This window comes from Streptosporangium sp. NPDC050148 (assembly GCF_055586505.1).
The window spans coordinates 222241-238919 of record NZ_JBVJIA010000001.1 but is presented as its reverse complement, the minus strand read 5'-3'; the positions used below and the strand labels follow the sequence as shown (position 1 = coordinate 238919).

Annotated in this window: 17 protein-coding genes; 13 read left to right on the top strand and 4 right to left on the bottom strand. The window is 72.6% G+C overall.

Going from position 1 to position 16679, the window contains the following annotated elements; translation table 11 throughout:
• Nucleotides 1-84 precede the first annotated feature (84 nt).
• From ACZ6RT_RS01055 to ACZ6RT_RS01035, 5 genes are read left to right on the top strand one after another with little or no spacing between them, the layout of a single operon-like run.
• Nucleotides 85-1485: an ABC transporter substrate-binding protein gene (locus ACZ6RT_RS01055; RefSeq protein ID WP_470151685.1), complete on the top strand. Its 1401-nt coding sequence runs from the start codon at nt 85-87 to the stop codon at nt 1483-1485.
• 34 nt (nt 1486-1519) lie between these two features.
• Nucleotides 1520-2533, top strand: coding sequence for a carbohydrate ABC transporter permease (locus tag ACZ6RT_RS01050; RefSeq protein ID WP_399186957.1), 1014 nt, complete (start codon nt 1520-1522; stop codon nt 2531-2533).
• Complete coding sequence (locus ACZ6RT_RS01045; protein ID WP_399186958.1) at nt 2530-3396, top strand: carbohydrate ABC transporter permease; 867 nt, start codon at nt 2530-2532, stop codon at nt 3394-3396. The genes ACZ6RT_RS01050 and ACZ6RT_RS01045 overlap by 4 nt, the downstream gene beginning before the upstream one ends.
• Before the next feature lie 20 nt (nt 3397-3416).
• Nucleotides 3417-4634, top strand: coding sequence for an ROK family transcriptional regulator (locus ACZ6RT_RS01040; RefSeq protein WP_399186959.1), 1218 nt, complete (start codon nt 3417-3419; stop codon nt 4632-4634).
• Between the two features lie 58 nt (nt 4635-4692).
• Entirely contained in the window at nt 4693-5616 is a 924-nt protein-coding gene (locus ACZ6RT_RS01035; protein WP_470151682.1) for a Gfo/Idh/MocA family protein, read from the top strand.
• 79 nt (nt 5617-5695) lie between these two features.
• Here ACZ6RT_RS01035 and ACZ6RT_RS01030 read toward each other — a convergent pair whose 3' ends face one another.
• A complete protein-coding gene (locus ACZ6RT_RS01030; protein ID WP_470151680.1) occupies nt 5696-6958 on the bottom strand; it encodes an RNA polymerase sigma factor in 1263 nt (420 codons plus the stop codon).
• Nucleotides 6955-7326 (bottom strand): YciI family protein, encoded by a 372-nt coding sequence (locus ACZ6RT_RS01025; protein WP_399186962.1) that lies wholly within the window; start codon nt 7324-7326, stop codon nt 6955-6957. Before ACZ6RT_RS01025 ends, ACZ6RT_RS01030 begins: the two co-directional genes overlap by 4 nt.
• A 116-nt stretch (nt 7327-7442) precedes the next feature.
• Here ACZ6RT_RS01025 and ACZ6RT_RS01020 point away from each other — a divergent pair, with 116 nt between their 5' ends.
• The 6 genes from ACZ6RT_RS01020 (at nt 7443) to ACZ6RT_RS00995 (ending at nt 11660) form a co-directional block, all read left to right on the top strand.
• Nucleotides 7443-7835 (top strand): DUF1761 domain-containing protein, encoded by a 393-nt coding sequence (locus tag ACZ6RT_RS01020; RefSeq protein ID WP_470151678.1) that lies wholly within the window; start codon nt 7443-7445, stop codon nt 7833-7835.
• Entirely contained in the window at nt 7832-8173 is a 342-nt protein-coding gene (locus ACZ6RT_RS01015; RefSeq protein ID WP_470151869.1) for a DUF1905 domain-containing protein, read from the top strand. Before ACZ6RT_RS01020 ends, ACZ6RT_RS01015 begins: the two co-directional genes overlap by 4 nt.
• 110 nt (nt 8174-8283) lie before the next feature.
• On the top strand, nt 8284-9825 hold the full coding sequence (locus ACZ6RT_RS01010; protein ID WP_470151676.1) for an alpha/beta hydrolase: 1542 nt from the start codon (nt 8284-8286) through the stop codon (nt 9823-9825).
• 156 nt (nt 9826-9981) lie between these two features.
• Nucleotides 9982-10317, top strand: coding sequence for a hypothetical protein (locus ACZ6RT_RS01005; protein ID WP_399186965.1), 336 nt, complete (start codon nt 9982-9984; stop codon nt 10315-10317).
• A 70-nt stretch (nt 10318-10387) separates the two neighbouring features.
• Nucleotides 10388-10876, top strand: a complete 489-nt coding sequence (locus ACZ6RT_RS01000) for a GNAT family N-acetyltransferase (protein ID WP_399186966.1) — start codon at nt 10388-10390, stop codon at nt 10874-10876.
• A 46-nt stretch (nt 10877-10922) separates the two neighbouring features.
• A complete protein-coding gene (locus tag ACZ6RT_RS00995) occupies nt 10923-11660 on the top strand; it encodes a sulfite exporter TauE/SafE family protein (protein WP_399186967.1) in 738 nt (245 codons plus the stop codon).
• A gap of 175 nt (nt 11661-11835) precedes the next feature.
• On the opposite strand, the gene ACZ6RT_RS00990 is transcribed toward ACZ6RT_RS00995, so the two are convergent.
• Nucleotides 11836-12450, bottom strand: a complete 615-nt coding sequence (locus ACZ6RT_RS00990) for a TetR/AcrR family transcriptional regulator (protein ID WP_399186968.1) — start codon at nt 12448-12450, stop codon at nt 11836-11838.
• A gap of 69 nt (nt 12451-12519) precedes the next feature.
• Between ACZ6RT_RS00990 and ACZ6RT_RS00985 the strand changes: the two genes are divergently transcribed.
• Nucleotides 12520-13095, top strand: a complete 576-nt coding sequence (locus ACZ6RT_RS00985; RefSeq protein WP_470151673.1) for a peroxiredoxin-like family protein — start codon at nt 12520-12522, stop codon at nt 13093-13095.
• A gap of 39 nt (nt 13096-13134) precedes the next feature.
• On the opposite strand, the gene ACZ6RT_RS00980 is transcribed toward ACZ6RT_RS00985, so the two are convergent.
• Nucleotides 13135-14418, bottom strand: a complete 1284-nt coding sequence (locus ACZ6RT_RS00980; RefSeq protein WP_470151671.1) for a hypothetical protein — start codon at nt 14416-14418, stop codon at nt 13135-13137.
• A gap of 344 nt (nt 14419-14762) precedes the next feature.
• On the opposite strand from ACZ6RT_RS00980, the gene ACZ6RT_RS00975 reads away from it, so the two are divergent.
• The gene (locus tag ACZ6RT_RS00975; RefSeq protein WP_470151669.1) at nt 14763-16634 is read left to right on the top strand and encodes an RICIN domain-containing protein; all 1872 of its coding nucleotides are present in this window, start codon (nt 14763-14765) and stop codon (nt 16632-16634) included.
• The last annotated feature ends 45 nt before the right edge of the window (nt 16635-16679 follow it).

Genomic DNA, 16679 nt, shown 5'->3' with positions numbered 1-16679 from the left:
TACCAAGCTTAGGTCTTGTTAACAGACAGAAGTGGTGCTCTGATGCAACGCGTACGTAACACGCGGCGGCAGTTAGGAAGATCCATGCGAGGGTGGACGGGAAGGGCGAGAGCGGTGGCGGCCTGCGTGGCCGTCACGCTGGCGGCGGGACTGGTGTCCGGCTGCGGCGCCCAGGGCAGGGGCGCTCCGGACAACCGGATCACGGTCTGGAGCCTGGAGAACCTCACCCCGCGCATGGAAGTGACCAAGAAGATCGTCGCGGCGTTCCAGCAGGAGACCGGCGTCCAGGTCGAGCTGGTCGGGATCGACGAGGGCCAGCTCCCCCAGCTGATCATGTCCGCGGCCGCCGCGGGGACCCTGCCCGACGTCATCGGCAGCGTCCCGCTCGCCCCGGTCTGGCAGATGTACACCAACGGCCTGCTCGACACCGCCGCCGCGGGCAGGATCGTCCAGGGGCTCGGCGCCGGGACCTTCAACCCCAACGCGCTGACGCTGACCGGCGACAGGTCGACCCGGCTCAGCGTTCCCAGCGACGCCTGGATGCAGATCCTCGTCTACCGCAAGGACCTGTTCGCCAAGGCCGGGCTCGCCGTCCCCGACTCCTACGACGCCATGCTCAAGGCCGCCCAGGCCCTGAACGCCCCCGGCAACAGCGGCATGTCGCTCGCCACCGACCCGAGCGACGTCTTCACCCAGCAGAGCTTCGAGGACCTGGCGCTCGCCAACGACTGCCGCCTCGTCGGCGCCGACGGCCGGATCGGCCTGGACAGCCCGCAGTGTGTCCAGGCCTTCACGACCTACCACCGGCTCGCCGCCGACTACGGCGCTCCCGGCACCCAGAGCGTGGACTCCACCCGCGCCACCTACTTCGCCGGCCAGTCCTCGATGATCGTCTGGTCCACCTTCCTGCTGGACGAGCTGGCCGGCCTGCGCGCCGACGCGCTGCCCAGCTGCCGGCAGTGCGGCCCCGACCCGCAGTTCCTGTCCGAGAACAGCGGGATCGTCACGGCCCTGAAGGGCTCGGCCGGCGCGCAGCCCGCGCAGTTCGGGGAGATCTCCTCCTGGGTGGTCACCCGGAACGCCGAGACCGCGGCCGCGGAGAGGTTCGTGTCGTACATGATGAGCGGCGGGTACGAGGACTGGTTCGGCATGGCCGCCGAGGGCAAGATCCCGGTCCGCAACGGCACCGCCGAGGAGCCCGAGAAATACCGCAAGGCCTGGCGGGCCAGCGACATCGGCGTCGACACCAAGAAGCCCATGGAGGAGGTCTTCTCCGCCGAGCTCCTCGACGCGCTCGCCGCCGGTGTCAGCGACATGAAGCGCTGGGGCATCACCGAGGGTCAGGGCGCGCTGGTCGGCGCCACGATCGGCGAGCTGCCCATCCCCAAGGCGGTCGGCGCCATGACCTCCGGCCAGATCTCCCCCGGCGAGGCCGCCAAGGAGGCCGCCGAGGAAGTCAGGGCCCTGCAGAAGTCCCTCCAGTGAGCCGTCCCCGGCCCTGTCCCCCTAGGAAGCCGCGATGAGCACCGTGCAAGACGCCGAGCAGCGCCCGTCCCCCGCCCCGGACCCGGAGCCGCGGCCCGGGTCGCGCAGACTCCTCACCCTGGCCCAGCGTGAGAACCGGGCCGGAATGGCCTTCGTCTCCCCCACCGTCCTGGTGGTCGCGTTCGTGGTCATCCTGCCCATCGCCTGGACCGTGCTGCTCGCCTTCCAGCGCGCGCGGCTGGTCGACATCCAGGGCATGGGACTGCTGTCCAACTGGACCCTGGACAACTTCGTCCAGGTCTTCACCTCGCCCGGTTTCTGGACCTCGCTGTGGACCACCCTGGTCTACACGATCGGCAGCACCGTCGGCTCGATCCTGATCGGGCTGGTCGCGGCCCTCGCGTTGCGGCGTCCCTTCCGCGGCCGGGCCCTGTTCCGCGGCTCGATGCTGCTGCCCTACGTCGCGCCCGTGGTGGCCGTCACGTTCGTCTGGGAGATCGCGCTCAGCCCGCAGTTCGGCATCGTCAACCAGTGGGGCACCACGCTGTTCGGCTGGGACGAGCCGCTGGCCTTCCTGTCGACCCGCTCCCACGAGATCTCCGTCCTCGGCTGGCAGGTGGAGATCCCGCTCGCGCTGCTCACCGTCATCGCCTTCGAGATCTGGCGCTACTTCCCGTTCGCGTTCCTGTTCCTGCTGGCCCGGCTCCAGGCCGTGCCGGTCGGGCTGGAGGAGGCCGCCACCGTGGACGGCGCCACGCACACCCAGCGCTTCCGCTACATCCTGCTGCCCCAGCTGATGCCGGTGATCGCGCTGCTGTCGGTGCTGCGGTTCATCATGACGTTCAACAAGTTCGACGACGTCTACCTGCTCACCGGCGGCGGCTCCGGCACCGACGTCGTCGCCGTGCGGGTCTACGACTTCCTCACCGCCCGCTACGACGTGGGGGCCGCGGCCGCCCAGGCCCTGGTCCTGGCCGTCATCCTCGCCGTACTGCTCGGCATCTACTTCACATTCTTCGCCAAGAGGGTTCAGGAGGAGGCGTCATGAGCCGCGCTCGGACCGAACAGAGGATCTTCGGCGTCCTGCGCTGGATCGTGATCGCCGTCCTGGCGGTCGTCACCCTGTTCCCCTTCTACTACATGCTCGTGCTCTCGGTGAAGCCGATCGACGAGCTGCTGCTCGACCCGGGCCGCATCTGGGTGAACCTGTCCGAGCTCACCTTCAGCACGTACCAGAACGTCCTGCAGTCGGTCGAGGAGGGCGGCCAGGGCTTTCTGAGGATGCTCGGCAACTCCGCGCTCGTCGCCCTGGCCACCGTGGCGCTGACCCTGCTGGCGTCGATCCCCGGCGCCTACGCGGTCAGCCGGCTGAGGTTCTTCGGCGGGCGCCAGGTCAGCGCGGTGTTCCTGGCCGTCTACCTGTTCCCGGCCACCCTGCTGGCGGTCCCGCTGTTCGTGATGTTCGCCCGGATGGGCCTGCAGGGCAGCCTGTTCGGCCTGGTCATCGTCTACATCGCGCAAACCGTGCCGGTGTCGATCTACATGCTGAAGAACTACTTCGTCACCATCCCCAAAAGCGTCGAGGAGGCCGCCGCGCTGGACGGCTGCTCGCGGCTGCAGACCGTGCGCCGGATCGTGCTGCCGCTCGCGGCGCCCTCGCTCATGGCGACCGGCCTGTACGTCTTCATGATCGCCTGGAACGAGTTCCTGTTCGCCCTGCTGTTCCTGGCGGCCGTCCCCGACAGCTGGACGGTCTCGCTGGGCCTGCAGCAGCTCGCCAACGGCATCGAGGTGCCCAAGACGGTTCTCATGGCCGGGTCGGTGATCCTGACCATCCCCGTGGTACTTCTTTTCTACGCCGCCGAACGGCTCCTCACCGAGGGCCTCACCAGCGGGGCGGACAAGAGCTGAGGCTGGGAGAGACGTACCGGATGGCAACGCCCTGGAGCACCGCAGGTCATCTCCTGGAACTGATCCGCACCGGGCAGGCGCGGACCCGGGGGGAGCTCCAGAGCGTGACCGGCCTGTCCCGGTCCACGGTCGGCCAGCGGCTGGACCAGCTCTTCGCCGCGGGCTGGCTGCGCGCCGTCCCGGGCAGCCACTCGACCGGGGGGCGCCCGTCCACCCTGCTGGAGTTCGACGTCCGGCACGCGGTGGTCCTCGCCGCCGACCTGGACACCACCCACGCCCGCGCCGCCGTCCTGGACCTGGCCGGCGGCGTGCTGGCCGAGCGCTCCGGCGGCCAGCCGATCGAGGACGGTCCCGAACGGGTCCTCGACCGGCTGGCCGTCTGGTTCGCCGACCTGCTGGAGTCCACCGGGACCGTTCCCGAGGCGGTCTGCGGGGTGGGCCTGTCGCTGCCGGGGCCGGTGGACACGTCCACGGGAAGGGTGGTGCGGCCACCGGTCATGCCCGGCTGGGACGGCCACCCGGTCCCCGAGCGCATGCAGGCCCTGGTGAACCTGCGCGCCGGTGTGGACGCGGCCGTCCCGGTCCTGGTCGACAACGACGCCAACCTGATGGGGCTGGGCGAGCAGCGCGCCTCGTTCCCGGACTGCTCGGCGTTCGTGCTGGTCAAGGTCTCCAACGGGATCGGCGCGGGCGTCGTCGTGGACGGGCGGATCTTCCGCGGCATCGACGGCGGCGCCGGGGACCTGGGCCACATCCGCCTGCACGACCAGCCCGACGTGCGCTGCATGTGCGGCTCGTACGGCTGCCTGGCCGCCGTCGCCAGCGGACGTGCCCTGGCCGGGCAGCTCACCGCCCTCGGCGTGCCGGCCGAGTCCGGCGCGGACGTCCGCGCCCTGCTCGACGCGGGCAGCCCCGACGCGGGACGCCTGGCCCGCGAGGCCGGGCGGCGCTGCGGCGAGGTGCTCGTCACCGTCGTCACCCTGCTCAACCCCGGCGTCCTCATGATCGCCGGGGATCTGGCCGAGACGCACTTCGTCACCGGGGTACGCGAGCTGCTGTACCAGCGGGCGCTGCCCCGGGCCACCCGCAACCTTCAGGTCGTCACCTCCGGCCTCGGCGACCGCGCCGCGCTGGCCGGGATCGCCGCGATGGTGGTCGAGCACCTGTACGCCCCCGGCCAGGCCGACGCCCGCCTGGCCGCCCGCCCGCCCCACCTGGCCACCGGAAGCGACGCATGAGGACCCCCGCCCCGCCGCGCCCGGCGGCCCGTCCCACCGGACTCCCCGGGAGCCGGCCGTGACCGCCCCCTCCCCCGGCCCCGCGGCCGGCGCGCCCGCCGTCCCGGCCTGGTCCGGTCCTCCCGTCGAGGTCGGCCTGATCGGCGCCGGGCCGTGGGCCCGGACCATGCACGCCCGGATGCTGGCCGCCGGGCCGCAGACCCGGCTCGCCGCCGTCTGGGCGCGCCGCCCCGCCGCGGCCCGCGAGGTCGCCGAACCGTACGGGGCAGCGGTCGCCGGAACGCCGCAGGAGCTGTTCGAGCGGTGCGAGGCCGTCGCGTTCGCCGTCCCGCCCGCCGTGCAGGCGGAGCTCGCCGTACGCGCGGCCCGCGCGGGCAGGGCCCTGCTGCTGGACAAGCCGCTGGGGCCCGACCTCGCGTCGGCCCGCGCGGTGGCCGACGCCGTCGCCTCCGCCGGGGTCGTCTCCCAGATGGTGCTGACCAAGCGTTACCACCCGGCCACGCGGGAGTTCCTGCGCCGCGCGGCCGGCCTGGAGGTGACCGGGGCCCGCTCGTGCTACCTGCACGGCGCCTTCCTCGGGGGGGAGTCCGCCACCGGCTGGCGGCTGGAGCGGGGGGCCCTGCTCGACCTGGGCCCGCACCTGCTGGACCTGCTGGACGCCGCCGTCGGCCCCGTCACCGCCGTCCGGGCGACCGGCGACCCGCGCCGCTGGGTGGAGCTGACCTGCGAGCACGGCAACGGCGCGGTCAGCCAGGCCTCCCTGTCCGGTACGGTCCCGCTGCCCCGGGCGCGTACCAGGATCGAGCTGTTCGGACCGGCCGGGGAACTGGTCTTCGACACCGCGGGCATCGACCACGAGGAGTGCTGGCCGGTGCTGCGCGCCGAGTTCGCCGCGGCCGTACGGTCGGGCCGGGCGGGCGAGCTGGACGCGGCCCGGGGGCTGCGGCTGCAGGAACTGATCGAGGCCGCGACCGCGTCCTGACCGGTCCCGGTGGCGGTGACGGAGCCGGTGGCGGTGACGGTGACGGTGACGGTGACGGGGCCGGTGGCGGTGGCGGGGCCTACCGGTCCTTCCCGGGGGCCGGGCCGCCGGTGGCGCGGGACCGCAGGTGGCGCTGTTCGGGCAGGCTGAGGGTGCGCGCGGCGGCCCGGGCGTAGCACGCACGGGCGGCCTCGTGCTCACCGGCGAGGTCGAGCAGGTAGCCGTGGACCGCGTCGAACCGGTAGTGCGAGGCGACGGCCGCCTCCCCCCGGGCGGCGTGGAGCTCCTCGATCCCGGCGGCGGGGCCGTGCGCCATGCCGACGGCCACGATCCGGTTCAGCGTGACCATCGGGCCCGGGGCGAGCCGGGTCAGGAGGTCGTACAGGACGAGGATCTGGCGCCAGTCGGTGTCCTCGGGCCGGGCGGCCTCGTCGTGGACGGCCGCGATGGCCGCCTGAAGCTGGTAGGGGCCGATCGGCGCGGTCCGCAGGGCGTGGGTGATCAGCGCGGTCCCCTCGGCGATCATCGCGGTGTCCCAGAGGCCGCGGTCCTGCTCGGGCAGGGGCACGAGGTCGCCGGAGGGGGTGCTGCGGGCCGGCCCGCGCGCCTGGGTGAGCAGCATGAGGGCCAGCAACCCGGTGACCTCACCGTCGCCGGGCACGTGGGCGTGGAGCCGGCGCGCCAGCCGGATCGCCTCGGCGGAGAGGTCGGCCCGATCGACCGTGGGGCCGGAGCTGGCGGTCGACCCCTCGGTGAAGACCAGGTAGAGGACCTCCGTGACGCTCCGGATCCGCTCGGCGCGGTCGGCGGCGCCGGGCGGCCGGAACCGTACGCCGGAGGTCCTGATGCGGTGCTTGGCCCGGCTGATGCGCTGCGCCACGGTGGCCTCGGGCACCAGGAGCCCGCGGGCGATCTCCGCGGTGGTCAGCCCGCCCACCGCCCGCAGGGTCAGGGCGACCTGGGACGGCCGGGTGAGAGCGGGATGACAGCACAGCAGGAACAGGGTGAGGGTGTCGTCGACGTCCGGGACGGCCCCCGGATCGGCGGGCACGAGGACGGCGAGCGCGCGCTCCCGGTCGGCGCGGGCGGTGTCGCTGCGGTACCGGTCGATGAACCGCCGGGAGGCGACGGTGATCAGCCACGCCTTGGGGTCGGCCGGTACCCCCTGGGCGGGCCACTGGGTCGTCGCGGCCAGCAGGGCCTCCTGCAGCGCGTCCTCGCAGGCGTCGAAGCCTCCGTGGTGACGCACCAGCGCCCCGAGGACCTGCGGGGCCAGCTCGCGCAGCCGCCACTGCCACGCGAACCCGGCGTGGTCGCTCATGTCGCGAAGGTGGTCGCTCATGCCCCGAAACCGGACAGCGCCGTCACCGGCCTGACCTCGACCAGGCCCAGGGCCGCCTCGGGGACGCGGGCGGCGATCTCGACCGCTCGGTCGAGCCCGTCGCACTCGACGAGGTAGAAACCGGCCACGACCTCCTTGACCTCGGCGAAGGGGCCGTCGGCCGAGGTCGTCACCCCCGCCTCCACGCGGACCCGCCTGCCCGTGGCCGGGGGCGCGAGGGCCTCCGAGACGATCAGCTCGCCGGTCGCGGCCAGCGCCTCGTCGAGGGCGGCGTAGGCCTCCAGCCCCTCACGGCGCCGCTCGGCGGGGAACTCGTCCCACAGCTGCCGGGACTCCGGGTTGCTGTAGATCAGGATCACGTATTTCACGACAGGTACCCGCCCCGGAATTCTCTGGTGTGGCGTGTCGAGAATAGTCGCCCGGCCCCGACGTCCCCCCTGAGAGTCCTCCGGCCGAGGACTCCTGGACGAAGGAGGTTCGAAAGGTGACAGAACTGAACCACCTCGCGGTCGCGGTGGCCACGGTCACGGCGTTCCTGCTGAGCACGGCCTGGTACGCGGCCTTCGGTGCCCGGCTGGCGAGGCTGTCCGGCGCCTACGCCACCGCGGAGCGGCCGCCGGTCTGGACGGTGGTGGCGGAGCTGGGCCGCGGCGCGCTGGTCGCGGTGGTCCTCGCGTGGCTCACCCGCGAGGCGGGCGTGAGCGGGTGGCCCGGTGCGCTCGCGCTGGCAGGCGTGTTGTGGATCGGCTTCCCCTGCGTGCTGCTGGCCGGCTCGGTGCTGCACGAGAGGGTTCCCTGGCGGCTGGCCGCCGTCCACGCCGGGGATTGGCTGCTCAAGCTGGTGGCGATCACGGTCATCGTCGGGGCGTGGAGATGAAGGACGTGGAGACGAGGGACGTGGAGAGGAAAGTCGTGGAGATGAACGACGGGAAAGCCCCGGGAGCGCTGGACAGGCGGTTCACCGCGACCATGCGGAAGAGCCCCGCCGAGGGCGGGTGGACCTACGTGGTGATGCCCGGTTCGGCCGAGTACTTCGGCACCCGGGGGCTGGTCAAGGTACGCGGGACCATGGACGGGCACCCGTTCCGTAGCTCGTTCATGGCGCTGGGGGACGGGACCCACAAGCTGCCGGTCTCAGCCGCGCTGCGCCGGGCGACGGGGAAACAGGCCGGTGACACGATCACCGTTCACCTCGTCGAACGGCTCGGGAGCTGAGGGACGTCCGTATCGGCCGGACGGCGGCGGCCATCGGCCGTCCGGCCGATGCCCGGAGCCGTGGCGCGTCCCTAGCGTCGCTCACGACACCGTCACCGGACCCGAGGGAAATGATGCGCGCGACGTTCACGATGACGATCGGCCTGGGTGCGATCCTGCTGGCGGGATTCACGCCCGCGGCGGTCGCGAACTCACGGGTCCCGTCCTCCGTCTCCTACGAGCACCAGCGTCTTACGTGGCGACCGTGCCCGGCCCGGTACAAGGAGCTGAACCGGGCGGGTGCGCGGTGCGCGAAGGTGACCGTTCCCCTCGACCACGCCGATCCCGGCGGGCCCACGATCAAGATCGAGATCTCCCGCGTCGCGGCGAGCTCCAAGGCCCAGCGGCGCGGCATCCTGCTGTCCAACCCGGGCGGGCCCGGCGGGACGGGCCTCGCGAACACCCTGGCCCTCCGCCCCGCGCTGAAGGACGTGGCGGGCCGCTACGACCTGATCGGCTTCGATCCGCGGTTCCTGGGGGAGAGCACACCTGTCAGATGCGCCGCCGCCCGGCCCGTCCCCCCGCCGGCGTCGACGTCCCCCCGCAGGGACTTCGAGGCATCGGTACGGTCCGCGCGTGACACGGCTCGGCGCTGCGTGGACCACGGGGACAACGCGCGGCTGCTCCCCCACGCCTCCACCCGCAACGTCGCCCGGGACATGGACGTGATCCGGAGCGTCCTGCGTGAGCGCAGGCTGTCCTACTACGGCGTCTCCTACGGCGCCGACCTGGGCGCGGTCTACACGCAGATGTTCCCCGGCCGGGCCGACCGCATGGTCATCGACTCCTCCACCGACCCGGCCGCCACGCAGTACGAGCTGTTCCGGCGGACCGGTGAACCGCTGGAGAAGGCGCTGGACGAGTGGGCCGGGTGGGTGGCCCGGCACGGCGGGTATCGGCTCGGCCGTACGAGCTCCCAGGTGCGCGCGGTGGTCCGCGGCCTGCTCGACCGCGCCGAGAGGAAGCCGGTCCCCGTCGGCGGGACGCGCCTCGACGCCCCCGTGCTGCGGCTGGTGGTGAGGCAGTTGCTCCAGAACCGGGAGCACGACGCGACCCTGGCGAACGTCGTACGCGACCTGGCCGGCATCTCCGCGGGAAAGCCGGTCGAGCCCGGCCCGGACCTGACCGGGCTGCTCGGGCTGCTCGGCTCGCCCGAGCTGGCGGACGGCATGGTGGGCGGGGCGCTGTTCATGTGCGGCGACGGCGGCTGGCCCGCCGGAGGCTGGCCGAAGGACCCGGAGACGTACTGGCGCAACATCGTGCGCGGCCGCGCCACCCAGCCCGTGTTCGCCCCGTTCGTCAACGGCATGATCGCCCCGTGCGCGTTCTGGGAGGTCCAGCCGCGTGAACCGGGAACCTCGATCCGCAACGACGTGCCCGTGCTGATGGTGCAGGCCCGCAGGGACAACAACGTCCCCTACGACGGTGCCCTCGCGCTGCACCGCAGGCTCACCTCCTCGCGACTGGTGACGGCGGACATCCGCGCCCACGGCGTCTACGGGCGCGCGCTCGGCGGGCTCCGGCCGGTGGCGTGCGTGGACCGGGCCGTCAACGACTACCTGCGCGGCGGCCCCCTGCCCGCCAGGGACGTCACCTGCGCGCCGCGCGGGTGAGCCCGCCGTCGCCGGCGGCCGGATGACGCCGTGCTCCCACCGGCGCGGGACGCCGTGCTCCCACCGGCGCGGATCGTGGCCGGCATCGGACACGACCGGGACGCCGTCCGCGCGTTAGCCTGGTTCGGGACGACCCGGACGAAGGGGTGGGCGCAGATGAGCCGGACCGACCCGCACATCCACGTCCCCCACGACGCGGTGCAGGCCGGTGCCGGCTTCCGCAACGTGATCGTGTCGTTGCTGGGGCTCGTGCCCGACGCGCCGAGCGTCGTCACCACCGGTTGCGGCCTCCAGGTGCCCTACGCGATGACCTCCGCGCGTCCGGAGAGCGTCACCTGCCTGCCCTGCCGGGAACACGCCCACCGGGAGCACCTGCGCTACGCCGATCAGGTGGAGCGCCTGAGCCGGATACCCGGCGCGCCCGTCACCGGCGCCCAGGCGGCCGAGGCCGCGCGATGGGCCCGGGACCGCGCCGAGAGGTTCTCCGGCTAGGACCCCGGGCGGGCCGGGAGGGCGGGAAAAGGGTTTGCGGTGCGCGGGCCGGGACGGCGATGCTGGCCGGATGCTGATCAGAGCGGCCACCGCGGACGACTGGCCCGCGATCTGGTCCTTCCTGAGCGGGATCGTCGCGGCGGGCGAGACCTTCACCTGGGACCGTGACACCGGCCGGGAGCGGGCCCGCGAGATGTGGCTGCTGAGCCCTCCGGGACACACGGTCGTCGCCGTCGACGCCGCCGGGACCGTGGTGGGCAGCGCCAAGATGAACCCCAACCACATGGGCGGGGCCTCGCACATCTCCAGCGCGAGCTTCATGGTCGACCCCGGCCACTCCGGGCGCGGCGTCGGAAGGGCCCTGGGCGAGTACGCGCTGGAATGGGCACGCGCCCAGGGATATCGGGCGATGCAGTTCAACGCGGTCGTGGAGACCAACACCCGGGCGGTCGCCCTGTGGACCTCGCTGGGGTTCGAGGTGATGGCCACCCTGCCGGAGGGCTTCGAGCATCCGACCAGGGGCTTCGTGGGCCTGCACATCATGTACCGTCTTCTGTGACCTCTCCCGCCACGCGCGTCTCCTCCCCCTCCCACCGGCACGGCTGATGCCCTCCCTCGACGCCCTCCAGTGGGTCGTGCTGGCCGGGGCCCTGTTCCTGGTGGGCTTCTCCAAGACCGGAGTCTCCGGCGCCGGTACGGTGGGGATCGCCCTGTTCGCGCTGGTGCTGCCGACCCGGCAGTCCACCGGCATGCTGCTGCCCCTGCTGCTGGTCGGCGACCTGGCCGCCGTGGTCTCCTACCGGCGCCACGCCGACTGGCCCCGGCTGATCAGGCTCTTCCCCTGGGTCGCCCTGGGCGTGGTGATCGGTGCCGGGGTGGTGCGCCAGGTCGACGACACGCAGATGAGGCGGCTGCTCGGGGCGATCCTGCTGATGATCGTGGTCGTGCACCTGTGGAACCGGCGCCGGGCGCCGGAGGACTCGCTCGTGCACCACCGCTCGGTGGCCGCGTTCGCGGGCGTGCTGGCCGGTTTCGCCACCATGACGGCCAACGCCGCGGGGCCCGTCATGTCGATCTACCTCCTGGCGGCGGGGCTGCCCGTGCTGGGTCTCCTGGGCACCGGCGCCTGGTTCTTCCTGACCGTCAACGCCTTCAAGGTGCCGTTCAGCGTCGCGCTCGGCCTGATCACCCCCTCCACCCTGCTCTTCGCCGCGCTGGGCGCCCCGGTCGTCCTGGCCGGAGCCGCCGCCGGCCGTGCCGTCATCGACCGCATCGACCGGACCCTGTTCGAGAGGATCACGCTGGGCCTCACCCTGCTCGCCGCGGTACGCCTGCTGTTCTGAGGCACGCCCACCGTCCCGGGACGGGCCGACCCCTCGCACGACCCGAGCACGACCCGAGCACGACCCCGTGCGCGGCCACGGCACCGGCCCGCGCACGGGGCACGGCACGGTCGTGCACGGGTACACGGGCGCCATGGGCGCCGTACCGGCCGCGCACGGCCGCGGCGGGTGCCGATCAGGTGCCGCGTATCCCGCGCAACAGGAGGTCGAGGCCCCCGTGGAACTCCTCGTCGGCGTCGACGAGCCGCGCGTGCCCCGCGGTCTCGGCCGTGTACGGGAACTCCGCGCGGGGCAGCCCGGCCAGGGCGGTCGTGCCAGTGCCCGAGAGGGAGGCCAGGTGCTCCAGCTGGATCGCGCCGATCGTGTAGCTCAGCAGGCCGCGCAGCGCGACGACCCGCTCCCTGCCCTCGACGCCCGCCTCGGCCAGGACGCCGAGCACCGCCTCCGACCAGCGCAGTATCCCCAGGGAGCGGTGCCGGTGGGTCATCGTCAGCGGTACGGCGCCCGGGTGCGCCCCCACGTGGTCGCGCATCCGGGCGACCAGCACCGCGATCCGTTCGCGCCACGACGTGCCGGACGGCGGTGACAGGTCGACGCCGCCGAGCACCAGCTCGACCACGAGCCCTTCCAGCTCCTGGCGGTCGTCGACGTACCGGTAGAGCGCCATCGTGCTCATGCCGAGTTCGGCGGCGACCGCGCGCATCGACAGCGCGGGGAGGCCGTCGCGGTCGATGACGGCGAGGGCGGCCTCGGCGATCTGGTCCTGGGTGAGCGAACGCGGTCGGGGCATGACGGCTGAAAGTGTACGGCATACGCCTACAATGGTAAGCGTATGTCGTACACCTATAGGGGAGTCCCCATGCGCCTCCAGCCCGGCACCGTCGTCCCCGTTCGCGAGCTGCCCTCCGTCACCGGCCCCGTGGTCTCCGTCCCGGACCGCTCGCGCCTGGTCCATCTGCAGTTCCGGCGTTTCGCCGGTTGCCCGATCTGCAACCTGCACCTGCGCTCCTTCGTCACGGGGCACGCCGGGATCGAGGCCGCGGGCGTCCGCGAGGTGGTGGTGTTCCACTCCCCGGCCGAGGAGCTGGCCGCGCACGTCGACGGCCTGCCGTTCGCCGTCCTCGCCGACCCGGACAAGAGGCTGTACGCGGAGTTCGGGGTGGAGTCGTCCCCGCGCTCGCTGCTCGACCCCCGGGCCTGGGGAGCGATCGTCCGGGCCGTCGCGCGCGGCCTGTGGACGATCGCCCTCGGGCGGGAGCGCGCACCGTCCCGCCGGGTGAACGGCGGGCGGCTCGGGCTCCCCGCCGACTTCCTGATCGCTCCGGACGGGCGGGTGCTCGCGTGCAGGTACGGCGAGCACGCCTACGACCAGTGGTCGGTCGCCGACGTGCTCGCGCTGGCGGCCCGCGAAGGCCGGACGGAGACGGCCCGCTGACCCCACCGGGCCCGGTGGCGTGAGGACATCGCTTCGACGTCAGTCGCGCAGGCCGGTACGGAGGCGCCGGTGGCGCCGGTGGCGCCGTACCAGGGCGGGCAGCCACGGCGCGACGCCGATCGCGGCCAGTACCGTCAGCAGCGGCAGCCGCCACCACCGCGAGACGCTCGCCGGGGGCGGGCCCGGTGGCCGCGCCACCCACGGCCGCGCCGTCTTCGACCAGGCGAGGAACGCGTCACCGGCCGGGAGCAGGCCGAAGGCGTAGCGCTTGGTCCACGGGGTGTCGACCGGCAGGCCCGCCAGCTCGCCGTACCCGGCCAGTGCCCCGGCGAGCGGCGCGTCACCGTGGACCTGGGCCGCACCGAGGGTGACCACGGTCGCCGACAGGCTCACCCCCAGCGGGAGCGGGCCGGAGTCGACGTCGGCCGGGCCGTCCATGCCCTCGGGGTACTCCCGGACCGCAGGTCCCAGGCCGAGCGGGAAGGCGACGTACCGGTCACGGAAGCGCAGGTACTGCTCGGCGGCGAAGGCCGGGTCGATGTCGGGCAGGAACCGGTGGACGACGCTCTGCGAGGTGCCCCTGGCCACCTCGGCGGGCTCTCCGGTGCCGGGATCGACCCGGTGCGGGACCAGCCCGGTACGCGGGTCGAGCCTGCGCCGCACCCCCTCCAGCCACCGCTCTACCGTGCCGGCGTACCGAGGCGGCAGCAGCGTGTCGTGCAGCCGCAGCGACGCCATCGCCACGGTCGAGTCGACCGGCCACGCCTGTCCCGGGTAGGCCTCCAGGTACGGTGACGCCGAGGCGCCGAACGCACCGGCGAGGGCGGCGGAGTCGTCGGCGAACCGGCGCGACTCGGCCGGATCGCGCCGCCCGGCCGGTTGCAGGCTCAGCACCCCGCCGCGCAGCCAGTTGCTCCAGCCGCGGTGGAAGACACCGTACGGCGGGGTGAGGTCCGGGCTGAACGGGGCGCGGCCGGACGGCGACTCCAGCCGCCCGAGCGCCCAGCGTGCCTCCCGCAGCGCCGCCGACCGCTCACCGGCCGGTTCGCGCATCCCCAGCTCCACCCAGGCCAGGCCGTACAGGGCGTGCAGGAAGAAGTAGCCCTCGGGGAACAGCCGCTGCGCCTCGTCCCCGGCGCCCGCGTCCAGCGCCGAGCGCAGGAACGTCAGCTGCCGCCGCACCCCGGGCGGCTCGCCGGTCGTCCCCGCGGTGGCGGGCGCGACCAGCCGCACCATCCCCACCAGCGCGCAGAGGCCGACCGCGACGGCGAGCACCCGTCGTGACCACCGCGGGACCCGGCTCCTTCCCGGTGGCTCGAGCATCCGTCGATGGTAGCGCCGGGCGCGCCGGGGACGGGCGGGCCTTCGGAAGGCCGGGCCCTTGCCGGCCTGAACGCGGCGACCGGCTTCCGGCCGGCAGGACGATGACCGAAAAGCGCGCGCGGACATGCGATAACCACATTTCCGACGAAAGAAAACGGAATAAAGGATGATTCACGTGCCTCTAAATATGACCACCGTCTTAAAACATGAATATTCATGTTCACTGCAGTGGTTACAGGAAGTAATTACGTCCCGACCACACATTCATCGCTTACTGAAGTCAACGCTTTGTGACATATATTACAAACCAACATATTTGTATATTTATAATGTGATCATTGCCGATGAGTCGTCCGTATAGGACGTATCCGTACCGATCGGAGTTCATCGGAATGCAGCTCAGGCGCAACCTCTCCCTGGCCGCCGCGTGGTTCCTCATCGCGGCCGGTCTGGTCGCCTCACCCCAGGCGGCGTCGGCCGCCGAACCACCACCCGGCAAGGACCGTCCCCACGTCGTGTCCGACGTCTTCCCCGGCGCCAAGATCGGCCAGCGCGTCGGCCCCGAGGCCCTCGCGAAGAGCCAGGTCGAGGCGAAGGTGAGCCCGCAGGTGGTGGCCTGCGACGGCGACGGCACCAGCGGCAAGCGGGTCGAGGTCCTGTACGTGCGCGAGGCGACGATGCCGAACCGCTACACGCAGTTCCTGCCCATGTTCCGCGCCTGGCTGGCCAACGCCGATGACGCGTTCAACGACGCCGCGGCCACCTCCAACCGCAGCAGGCACATCCGGTACGTCACCACGGCCGTGTCCGGCGGCTGCGCCGCCGTCGTGCGCAACCTGGTGGTCCCCGCCGGTTCGCTGGTCGACTTCTACTCCAGCGTGAGCGCCGTGCAGGCCCTCGGCTACACCAGCAACGACCGCCACTACCTCCTGCTCACCGAGGCCACCGCGATCTGCGGCATGGGTGAGATCCAGGGCGACGACCTGACGACCGGGGCCGCCAACCTCAACAACGGCCGCGCCTACGCCCGCGTGGACGCCATCCCGGGCTGTTTCGGCGCGAACGCCATCGCCCACGAGCTGGGACACACCTTCGGAGCGGTGCAGCTCAGCGCGCCCCACTCCGACGGCAGCTGGCACTGCCTCGACCAGTGGGACCTCATGTGCTACGGCGGCACGCCCTCGTGGAGCTGCCTGCAGTGGAACGACTACCGGCTGCCCGACTGCAACCGGGACGACTACTACAACGCCGCCCCCGCCGCCGGGAGCTACCTGGCCACCCACTGGAACACCGCCAACAGCGCCTACCTCATCGCGGGCGGCACCGCCGACAGCGACCCGCACCCCAAGGTCGGCAACACCTACGTCATCACGAACACGTCCACCGGAGGCGCGCTGGAACCCATCGGCGCCTCCACCGCGCCGCTGACCGAGCTGAGCCAGCGCGCCCGCGTCGACACCCCCGGTCAGAAGTGGCTGATGGGCTACACGACCGGCCTGCAGTTCATCAACGTCGGCAGCCGCCTGTGCGCCGACAGCGCCTACAGCGGCACCACACCCGGCACGACCCTGCTGCAGTACGCCTGCGCCGGCCAGGACGGCATGCGCTTCGCCTACCTGCCGACCGGCGGGAACACGTTCGCGATCTTCGACTGGCTGTCCGGGCTGGCCCTGACCGCGGGCGGTGCCTACCCGGCGCCCGTCACCCAGGAGACCTACACCGGCGCGGCCAACCAGAAGTGGGTGTTCAACCAGGTCACGGGCATCGCGCCGGTCAACAACAGCGTCTACCACCTGCGGGGCCTGGGCAGCCGTGACAACGCCGAGCCCGCGGGCGGCTCGACCGCGTCCGGCGCGCTGGTCACGCACAACGCGCCGTCCGGTGCCACCAGCCAGCGCTGGCAGCTCCAGGCCACCGGGTCGTACTGGAAGCTGATGAACGTCAACAGCTCCAAGTGCCTGGACCTCGTCTCGGCGAGCACGTCCAACGGCGTCCAGATCAGGCAGGCGACCTGCGGCAGCGCCAACAGCCAGCAGTGGACCCTCAAACGGGTCGCCGACGGGACGTTCTACCTGGTCAACCGCCACAGCGGTAAGGTGCTCGACCTGCCGCCCGGCAGCGGCACCACCCTCGACCAGCAGACCATCACCGGCAACACCGACTCCGGCCTCGGCATCGTCGCCGGCAACCAGATCTGGTACCTCGACCCCGTCTGATCCCCGTACGCCCTCGTGATCCTCGTGCGGCCGCCCGGCCTGTCC

What these genes read in the sequence shown, in the direction of transcription:
- ACZ6RT_RS01055 (WP_470151685.1), top strand. Translation starts at nt 85, where the DNA reads ATGCGAGGGTGGACGGGAAGGGCGAGAGCGGTGGCGGCCTGCGTGGCC.
- ACZ6RT_RS01050 (WP_399186957.1), top strand. Translation starts at nt 1,520, where the DNA reads ATGAGCACCGTGCAAGACGCCGAGCAGCGCCCGTCCCCCGCCCCGGAC.
- ACZ6RT_RS01045 (WP_399186958.1), top strand. Translation starts at nt 2,530, where the DNA reads ATGAGCCGCGCTCGGACCGAACAGAGGATCTTCGGCGTCCTGCGCTGG.
- ACZ6RT_RS01040 (WP_399186959.1), top strand. Translation starts at nt 3,417, where the DNA reads ATGGCAACGCCCTGGAGCACCGCAGGTCATCTCCTGGAACTGATCCGC.
- ACZ6RT_RS01030 (WP_470151680.1), bottom strand. Translation starts at nt 6,958, where the DNA reads ATGAGCGACCACCTTCGCGACATGAGCGACCACGCCGGGTTCGCGTGG.
- ACZ6RT_RS01015 (WP_470151869.1), top strand. Translation starts at nt 7,832, where the DNA reads ATGAAGGACGTGGAGACGAGGGACGTGGAGAGGAAAGTCGTGGAGATG.
- ACZ6RT_RS01010 (WP_470151676.1), top strand. Translation starts at nt 8,284, where the DNA reads ATGATGCGCGCGACGTTCACGATGACGATCGGCCTGGGTGCGATCCTG.
- ACZ6RT_RS01005 (WP_399186965.1), top strand. Translation starts at nt 9,982, where the DNA reads ATGAGCCGGACCGACCCGCACATCCACGTCCCCCACGACGCGGTGCAG.
- ACZ6RT_RS01000 (WP_399186966.1), top strand. Translation starts at nt 10,388, where the DNA reads ATGCTGATCAGAGCGGCCACCGCGGACGACTGGCCCGCGATCTGGTCC.
- ACZ6RT_RS00995 (WP_399186967.1), top strand. Translation starts at nt 10,923, where the DNA reads ATGCCCTCCCTCGACGCCCTCCAGTGGGTCGTGCTGGCCGGGGCCCTG.
- ACZ6RT_RS00990 (WP_399186968.1), bottom strand. Translation starts at nt 12,450, where the DNA reads ATGCCCCGACCGCGTTCGCTCACCCAGGACCAGATCGCCGAGGCCGCC.
- ACZ6RT_RS00985 (WP_470151673.1), top strand. Translation starts at nt 12,520, where the DNA reads ATGCGCCTCCAGCCCGGCACCGTCGTCCCCGTTCGCGAGCTGCCCTCC.
- ACZ6RT_RS00980 (WP_470151671.1), bottom strand. Translation starts at nt 14,418, where the DNA reads ATGCTCGAGCCACCGGGAAGGAGCCGGGTCCCGCGGTGGTCACGACGG.
- ACZ6RT_RS00975 (WP_470151669.1), top strand. Translation starts at nt 14,763, where the DNA reads ATGAGTCGTCCGTATAGGACGTATCCGTACCGATCGGAGTTCATCGGA.